Origin of the sequence: uncultured Clostridium sp. (assembly GCF_937920395.1) — a bacterium.
Taxonomy (GTDB): Bacteria; Bacillota; Clostridia; order Clostridiales; family Clostridiaceae; genus Clostridium_AD.
This window is the reverse complement of the sequence record NZ_CALEVF010000127.1, coordinates 1-8,714: the sequence shown is the minus strand read 5'-3', so window position 1 is coordinate 8,714 and position 8,714 is coordinate 1. Positions and strand designations below refer to the sequence as shown.

Here is an 8,714-nt window from a genome sequence, read left to right as displayed (position 1 = left end):
TTCTTGATAAATCAAGAACTAATTGTGTTCTAGCCTCAGACCTAGTTCTATTAGGCACATGTAAACACCAATCAGGATGCAATCTATACAAATTACTATCAGGTGATATCATTTCAGGTTCAAACCATAATCCAAATTGCATACCAAGATTATTTATGCGTTTTGCAAGGTTGTTAAGTCCCTTAGGTAATTTGTTTTTATCAACTACCCAATCACCTAAGGAGCTTTTGTCATCATCTCTCTTTCCAAACCATCCATCATCGAGTACAAAAAGTTCAATCCCTAAGTCGTTACCTACACTTGCAATAGCCTCTATTTTATCAGCATTAAAATCAAAATATGTAGCCTCCCAATTATTAATAAGCACTGGTCTTACTGAATCTCTAAATTTGCCTCTACATAACCGAGTTCTATAAAGCTTATGGTAAGTCCTAGACATTTTACCAATACCATCTGCGGAATAAACCATTACAACTTCTGGGGTTTGAAAAGTATCATGGGGTTCTAGTAACCATGAAAATCCAAAAGGATTAATTCCCATAGAGACCCTAGTGGTGTTATATTGGTCAATCTCCGCCTGAGCTAAAAAATTACCACTATAAACTAAGCTAAAACCATATACATCACCATAATCTTCAGTGGCATCATGGCTAAGTAGCGCAATAAAAGGATTTTGCTGATGACCGCTGGCACCTCTTCTACTTTCTATAGATTTGTTACCACTATTAAGGGGAGCTCTTTCAATATGACGTTCTCTTGCCCAGGAGCCTGAAAGCTGCATGAAATCATATCCATCTTTATTGAAATCTATACTCATACTCAAAGCACGTAGAAGTTTTAAAGTGGTAGCCCCTTCATTTATAAACCTAACGCTTCTTGTTATAACGTCATGTTCATCAAAAACACTATAAGATAAGATAACCTTAAGACCAATTAAAGAATCAAACATTACTATTTCTAAGGTCAAAGCCTCATTTTCACTTTCTACATAAGTAGATGGTAGTCCATTTAATACAGCTTTTCCTTTTAATATATTATACGATTCGAATTTAAGGTCCGTTATTGTAGTTCCATTTTCAAGTTGAACCTCATAAGCCGGCACACGAAAATCAGTATTTCCATAGGCAGGATATTCTTGTGGTAATGTATCCAGGGATAAACAATTATCTCCAGTAACAGGGTTAGGAGAAAAAGAGTCTCTTGTTTTATATGATAAAAGCTCATTGTAAACTGCTTTTCTTATATGTTTTCCCCAGTAAAGATGAGCTAGATAACCGCCCTTGCATATTTGCATAATATAGCTTGTCTTTCCAGTTTGCAAGTGAAAAGATTTTGTAGATTCTTCGAAAATTATATTCATAGATATCCATCCTTTCTATTTTATTTGACATTAATATAAAACGTTTTCAACCATATAATCCACCTATAATTGTAACATAATCGATATATTATAAAAAGTTAATAAATTAAATTTATGTAGTCTATAACAAATATATAAACATATTCAAGTTACCAAATTATGTAGTATAATAAATCACATAAACAGATAAAATACTTTAAGGAGTGGAAATGATGGGAAATTTAGAAAGTATAATATCAATAAAAGATTTACAAATGAGTTATGATAATAATTTGGTGCTTAATGGTATAAATCTGGAGATCCCCCGCGGTCAGATTATAGGGTATATAGGGACTAATGGAGCTGGTAAAAGTACTACTATTAAAATAATGTTAGGTATATTAGAAGGATACTTCGGAACTGTTGAAATACTTGGACAAGATATAAGCAATGGAAGTATAGAGTATAAAAAGAAAATAGGTTATGTACCTGAACTTGCAGACATATATGAAAATTTAACTGCTTATGAGTATATAAGCTTTTTAGGCGGAATATATGGCTTAGAGGAGAAAAAACTCATAAAGAGATCTGAAGAGTTAATGAGATTATTTGGAATGGACAATGTTATAAATGCTAGAATATCCTCATATTCAAAAGGCATGAAGCAAAAGTTACTTATAATATGCAGTTTAATTCATAATCCTGATATATTATTTTTTGATGAGCCGTTAAGTGGATTGGATGCTAATAGTGTTATGGTGTTTAAAGAGGTTATGAAAACACTTGCAAAGAAAGGGAAAACAATATTTTATTCCTCACATATAATGGATGTTGTAGAGAAGGTAAGTGATAGAATAATACTCCTAAAGGATGGCCGAATAGTTGCTGATGGAAGTTTCGAGCAGCTTAAGAATAATCAAAAGGAGGGTTCACTTGAAGAAATATTTAATCAGTTAACAGGTTTTAATGAACATACACAGATTGCTGAAAAATTTGTTTCTTTGGTTGAAGAGGTGTAGATATGAAAGATTTCTTTGTACTTAGGGTACTAGATAAATTCCAATTTATATATGTAAAATTAGAAGTTAACTATAAAATTATGAGAATGATTCTACAGATAAAATTAACAATGGACGGTAGACGGGTAAGCAATATCATGGGAAAAAATAAAAAGATTGATGAAAGTCACGATAAAAACAATTATATAAGTTTGCTTATGTTTAATTTTTTTATGAGTATTTTTATTGGTCTAATAATGAATAGTAATATGCCAGCTATGAAAGCTACAAATATTGTAATAGGCATAAATCTATTTATGATGATTTCACTCATGATTTCTGATTTTTCTGCAGTATTATTAGATGTAGTCGAGAAAAGTATATTATTACCAAAGCCTATAGATAATAAGACATTTAATGCCGCAAAAACTACTCACATATGTATATATTTAGCAGGTTTTTCTATGTCATTAAACTTAATACCACTAGTTATTGGCACTGTAAAATATGGAATTTTATTTTTCTTAATATTTTCTATAGAAACTATCCTGTTAGTTTTAATAGTTATAACTTTAACATCTCTTTTATATACCTTGGTTTTAAAGTTTTTTGATGGAGAAAAACTAAAAGATATAATAAACTATTTTCAAATATTATTAGCTTTTGTATTTGCATTTGGATATCAACTAGTTGCTAGAGTTTTTGATGCTTCAAATATGAATAGTGAATATATACCTAAGCTTTGGCATCTATTATTACCATCAATGTGGTTTGCAGCACCATTTGGAATATTGATAGATGGTAATAAACAACCTATGTTAATGTATTTATTAGTACATGCAGTACTTGGACCAATTGTTTTAATTATGCTTTATTTAAAAAAGGTAGTACCATATTTTGAAAAGAACCTTCAAAAATTAAATTCGAAAGGAGGAACTGTAAGCAGAAGGAGTGAAAATAGAAAAGAATTTATAGCGTCACTTGTTTGCAAGGATAAAGTAGAAAAGAGTATGTTTATATTCACACAAAATATGATAGCTACAGAACGAAATCTAAAGCTTAAGGTGTATCCAACACTTGCAATGGCAGTATTTATGCCACTTTTATTTGTTTTTATGGATAGTAATGGAAAAACTTTTACTGATAATATTCAAACTGGCTTTGGTGGAAAAATTCAATTATTTATGTATATAAGTATATTCTTATTATGTTTTTGTACAGCATTTATAAATAATAGTGATAGCTTTAAGGGAGCCTTTATATACAAGGTATTACCAATAGAAAATCCAGGAGTAATATTAAAAGGTGCAGTAAAAGGAACTCTATTTAAACTTATAATACCACTCTATTTGTTAGATGCTATGGTGTTTTTAATAATTAAAGGTCCATCAATAGTTATTGATTTAATAGTTATGTTTTTAGTTCTTTTAATATTATCTTTAGTGTATTTTAAATTATCAAATAAGGCAATGCCGTTCAGTGTAAAGTTTGCCACATCAGATAGTGGGAAACTTATAAAACCATCGATAATAACTAGTTTGTTACTTGGTGTATTTGTTTTAATTCATATATTTATTAGAAGTAATATAATACTTATTTGTGTTTATATTTTAGTGCTTATAATAGTTAATATAATTCTCTGGAAAACTAGTTTTAATGTTAACTGGAAGGATATAGAAATATAAAAGCAAATAAAAATAAAATATATTTATATGAGTTTGAATGTGGAAAAGGATATCCGCATACATATAATATAATATACGATTAAATAATAATATAAAGGAAGTAGGGTGAATTATGAGCGTTAATAAGAACTGGGATATATTTTTTGAGGATGAGGTTAAGGAATTAACAAAAATGAATCTACCAGACCCAGAAACCTTAGATTATTATGAGAGAACTAGAAATCGAGAGATCTTTTGGAATTTTGACATTGATGATAGTTTGGTTGATTTTTCACTAATGGTTATAAAGTGGAATAAACAAGACAAAGGTAAAGCCACCGAGGAAAGAACCCCTATTAAAATTTTTATAAATTCTAATGGTGGGGAGTTACCAGCAGTACTTAATTTTATAAATGTGCTTCAACTTTCCAAAACACCAGTGTATACTATAGGCCTCGGTAAAACTTATAGTTCAGGTGGGTTAATGTTACTTGCTGGTTCAAAAGGCCATAGATACGTGTTTCAAGATACAACAGCCCTAATACATTCTGGTAGTACAGGGGCTATGGGTAATACTGATAAAGTTTTAGATAACTTCGAATTTACTCAAAGACAAGAAAAAAGAGTTAAAGAGTTTATTGTTGCAAATACAAATATTACAGATAAACTCTACACCAAGAATTATAGAAAAGATTGGTGGCTAACGTCTGATGAAATTATTTCATTAGGACTAGCAGATAAAATTGTAACTGATTTAGAAGAGCTATTCTAGTTTTTTATTTAATTAACCTTTAGTTCTTAACAAATGGGGATACTCAGGTAATGGAGTACCCCCTAGTTGTTAGTTGGTTGAATTTAGTAACCTGCACTACCTAATATTCCACCAATCTTAGCACCACAAAATAGAAAAATGTAAATAAATGTATTGAAAGAATACACAATAACTAATACAATTAGAAAAAATATCATATAAACCAAGGAGGCATAATAATGAAATTAAATAAAATTCATCATATAGCTATTATTTGTTCAAATTATGAAAGGTCTAAAAATTTCTATGTTAATATTTTAGGATTAAAAATAATTAAAGAGGTATATAGAAAAGAAAGAGAGTCATATAAGTTGGACTTATCCGTTGGAGGAAATTATCAAATAGAATTATTCTCTTTTCCTAAAGCAACGATTAGGCCGAGTTATCCTGAAGCAAGAGGCCTTAGGCATCTTGCTTTCGAGGTGGATAATATAGATGTAGCAATAGCAGAACTAAATGATAAGAATGTTATTACTGAGAATATTAGAATTGATGAGATTACGGGGAAAAGATTTACTTTTTTTAGTGACCCAGATGATTTGCCAATAGAATTATATGAAATATAGTGAAAATTATTGAACTATTGGATATAATAGGTCTATAAGAAGGTGTTATTATCAAAAAACGTGCTATTTTAATTTTTTCTGAAATATTTCTGGTTGTTAATCTTATTATTTCTTTTGTTTGCATGCAACCCGTTAATGCGCAGGGGAGTAAAAGCTATAATATGTCCGGGTATAATATTAATATAATAATAAATAAGGATGGTTCTGCTGATTATGAAGAGAGACTTACATATAATTTTGACGGTGAGTTTAATGGTGTGCTTAGAGATGTAGATTTTTCAGGTACGAAAGGTTTAAAAAATAAAAAAGTTTATGTAATTAAAGATACCAGTTTACAAGAACTTAATCTAAATTCAGACAATTCATTAGATGAGAAGGGTAATTCGGGTACCTATAATTTTGTCCAGAATGAAAATTTTGGACACTTTAAGATTTTTGAAGCTTCACAGGATCAGGAAAAAACTTTTGTTATAAAATATAAATTAATTGATGCTGTTACAAAGTATAAGGACATAGCCTCATTTAACAGAAAAACAATTGACACAAAATGGGAAATACCTATAGATAACATAAAAATAAAAATAACACTCCCATCAGGAGCTACAAAGGAGCAGTTAAAAATTTTTGCCCATGGGCCTTTAACAGGTGATTCTACTATATTGGATAATAGAAATGTGGAATTTAAGGTGCCGTCAGTTTCACCAGGTGAATTTGTAGAAACTTTGGTTGTATTTCCTGTAAAACTTGTCCCAAATTCAAGTAAAATAGTAAATGAAAATGCATTACCTGGAATAATGGCAAATGAGGGTAAACTTGCAAGTGCGGCTAATGAGGCAAGAGAGCAAGAAAGAATAGAAGAACAACTTTCTAAGAAGCAACAAATTGAGAATCAAAAGGTTGAGATTGAGAATCAAAAGCGGGAAGAGCTTGACCGAATACAAAGGAGTTCTGATGCCAAACCATGGATGATCTTTTATGTGGTATTAGGAGTTTTAGCAATCGTTTTTCTATATTTTAAGTATGATAAAGAACCTAAACATAACTTTTATGGTAAATACTTCAGAGAGCTTCCAGGAGAATACACACCTGCTGAAATGAGTGTATTAATGTACTTTGGCAAAGTACATACAAGGGATATTATGGCCACACTTATGGACCTGGTTAGAAAAAAACAATTTTCCATTGAGAAGAATGAATCTATCCAAAAAAATAAGTTTATGAGCAAAAATATAATTAAGTATAAATTTAAATTAATTGAAAAAATACCAACTGTTCCTTTGAAAAAACATGAGAAATTTTTAATAAGTTGGTTTATATATAAAGTAGGATATGGAGGATGTATTAGCCTTGACGATATAGAAAAGTATGTTAAAGGAAACAGTACAGCTCTTCAATTTAAGGAGGATTATAATAAGTGGGTAAAACTTGTAAAAGAAGATGCTGATAAATATGTATTTTTTCATAAAACACCTATAAAAATGAGGATATTAGGCATTTTATTAGGAATTTATTATATAATAACTGAAATGGTATATGAGGCATCTACGCTTATGTCAATTTATTATTCAATAATGTTATTTCAGGGTATTATATTAATTGTTTTGTCTATAAGAATGAAAAAAAGATCAGACTTTGGTAGTCAGCAGCATGCAAAGTGGAAAGCATTTAAAAACTTTTTAAAAGATTTTAGTAGGTTAGATAAGGCTGAAATTCCGGCTATTGTATTGTGGGAGCACTACCTTGTTTATGCTATTTCACTTGGAGTTGCAAAGGAAGTTATTAAGCAGCTACCAATAATCTTTAAAAATGAAGACCTAAATAATAACCAGCTTACTTATATGTATGGAACAAATTATGATTACTTTGTTGGGTTTGAGACAATGTTTAATAATACTATGCATACTGTAAATAAATCGGTTTCTAGAGCACAAAGCAATTCAAGTTCTAGTAATTCATCATCCTCTGGTGGAGGAGGGGGATTTAGTGGCGGTAGCTCCGGAGGCTCTGGCGGTGGTGGTGGAGGTGGTGCATTTTAATGATAAAAATAAGGAGGTGTACTAATGTTAGTTCTTGTAATTATAGTAGCTGTAATATTACTAATAATAGTTTTTTTATATAATAGCCTTGTAGGTAATAGAAATAAGGTTAAAAATTCTTGGGGGCAAATAGATGTACAATTAAAAAGAAGGTTTGATCTTATTCCAAACCTAGTTGAAATTGTGAAAGGTTATTCAAGCCATGAGCGTAGTACTTTTGAGGGCGTAACATCAGCTAGGACAAAATATCTTTCCTCAAGCACTCCAGAGGATATGATGAAGGCAAATGGTGAATTAACAACAGTACTTGGGAAATTGTTTGCAGTAGCTGAGGATTACCCCGAGCTTAAGTCAAATATTAATTATCTTGAACTTCAAGATGAATTGTCAAAAACAGAAGATAAAATTAGTTATGCAAGACAATTCTACAATGACGTAGTTATGGAATATAACAATACTGTTCAAATGTTTCCTTCGAGCATTGTTGCAAAGCTGTGTAGTTTTAAGGAAGAGTCGTTTTTCAATGTAGATGAGGATGAAAAAAGTATTCCACAAATTAAGTTTTAAAGAGATTGATAAATGAATGGCTAAAATCGAAGAGGTTTTGTACTCTTAGATTTTAGTCATTTTAATATGAACTTATAATGTTACAAAATATATCTAATTTAGTAAAAGTTTATGATATAATGACATTGTTACAATTATAAAAAATAAAATATAACAAAATAAAGACTGTGGGGGAGTATAAATTTTTAACTTGTCACTTGCCACGTGGGTGGCACCATAATTAAAGGGGATACAAATGAATGTGTTGATAGTAGAGGATGATTTGCTTCAGAGAAAAAGTTTAAAGAAAATGCTACAGCAAATAGATAAAGGTATAAATATATATGAGTCTTTTGATAAAGATAAGGCTTTAGAAATTACAAGCCTATACAGTATAGATGTTTTTTTTGTGGATATATGCTTAAGTAGCTCATCTGGAGTAGACTTTGCAATAGAGATTAGGAAGATACCTAAGTATGAGTTTAGTTTTATTATTTTTTTAACGACACATGCTGAATATTTAATAAAGGCATTTAAAGAAGTGCATTGCTATGATTATATTCTAAAACCATACAATATGGCTGATGTAGTGAATATGACAAAACATTTTAAATCACATATCGAAAAAGAAAATGCAAAGAACAAAGTAAAAAAATACATAGTAATTGAAGTTAAAAGGGGTGTCAATGTAAAAATATATGTTGATGAGACAATTTTTATAGAGGTTTATCTTCGTAAATGTATGATACATACA

8 protein-coding genes are annotated in these 8,714 nt (G+C 30.1%); 7 read left to right on the top strand and 1 reads right to left on the bottom strand.

Going from position 1 to position 8,714, the window contains the following annotated elements; translation table 11 throughout:
- On the bottom strand, window positions 1-1,360 hold a 1,360-nt coding region (locus Q0649_RS09880; RefSeq protein WP_298840949.1), incomplete at its 3' end, for a glycoside hydrolase family 36 N-terminal domain-containing protein.
- A 212-nt stretch (window positions 1,361-1,572) separates the two neighbouring features.
- Here Q0649_RS09880 and Q0649_RS09875 point away from each other — a divergent pair.
- The 7 genes from Q0649_RS09875 to Q0649_RS09845 all read left to right on the top strand — a co-directional run.
- A complete protein-coding gene (locus tag Q0649_RS09875; RefSeq protein WP_298840945.1) occupies window positions 1,573-2,358 on the top strand; it encodes an ABC transporter ATP-binding protein in 786 nt (261 codons plus the stop codon).
- A gap of 2 nt (window positions 2,359-2,360) precedes the next feature.
- Window positions 2,361-4,022, top strand: coding sequence for an ABC transporter permease (locus tag Q0649_RS09870; protein ID WP_298840942.1), 1,662 nt, complete (start codon window positions 2,361-2,363; stop codon window positions 4,020-4,022).
- Window positions 4,023-4,134: 112 nt separating this feature from the next.
- Entirely contained in the window at window positions 4,135-4,773 is a 639-nt protein-coding gene (locus Q0649_RS09865; protein WP_298840940.1) for an ATP-dependent Clp protease proteolytic subunit, read from the top strand.
- Window positions 4,774-4,991: 218 nt separating this feature from the next.
- The gene (locus tag Q0649_RS09860) at window positions 4,992-5,378 is read left to right on the top strand and encodes a VOC family protein (protein ID WP_298840937.1); all 387 of its coding nucleotides are present in this window, start codon (window positions 4,992-4,994) and stop codon (window positions 5,376-5,378) included.
- A 161-nt stretch (window positions 5,379-5,539) separates the two neighbouring features.
- Window positions 5,540-7,414, top strand: coding sequence for a DUF2207 domain-containing protein (locus Q0649_RS09855; protein ID WP_298840934.1), 1,875 nt, complete (start codon window positions 5,540-5,542; stop codon window positions 7,412-7,414).
- A 24-nt stretch (window positions 7,415-7,438) separates the two neighbouring features.
- Window positions 7,439-7,981, top strand: coding sequence for a LemA family protein (locus Q0649_RS09850; RefSeq protein WP_298840928.1), 543 nt, complete (start codon window positions 7,439-7,441; stop codon window positions 7,979-7,981).
- Window positions 7,982-8,216: 235 nt separating this feature from the next.
- A partial coding sequence (locus tag Q0649_RS09845) for a LytTR family DNA-binding domain-containing protein (RefSeq protein WP_298840925.1) occupies window positions 8,217-8,714 on the top strand: 498 nt, incomplete at its 3' end.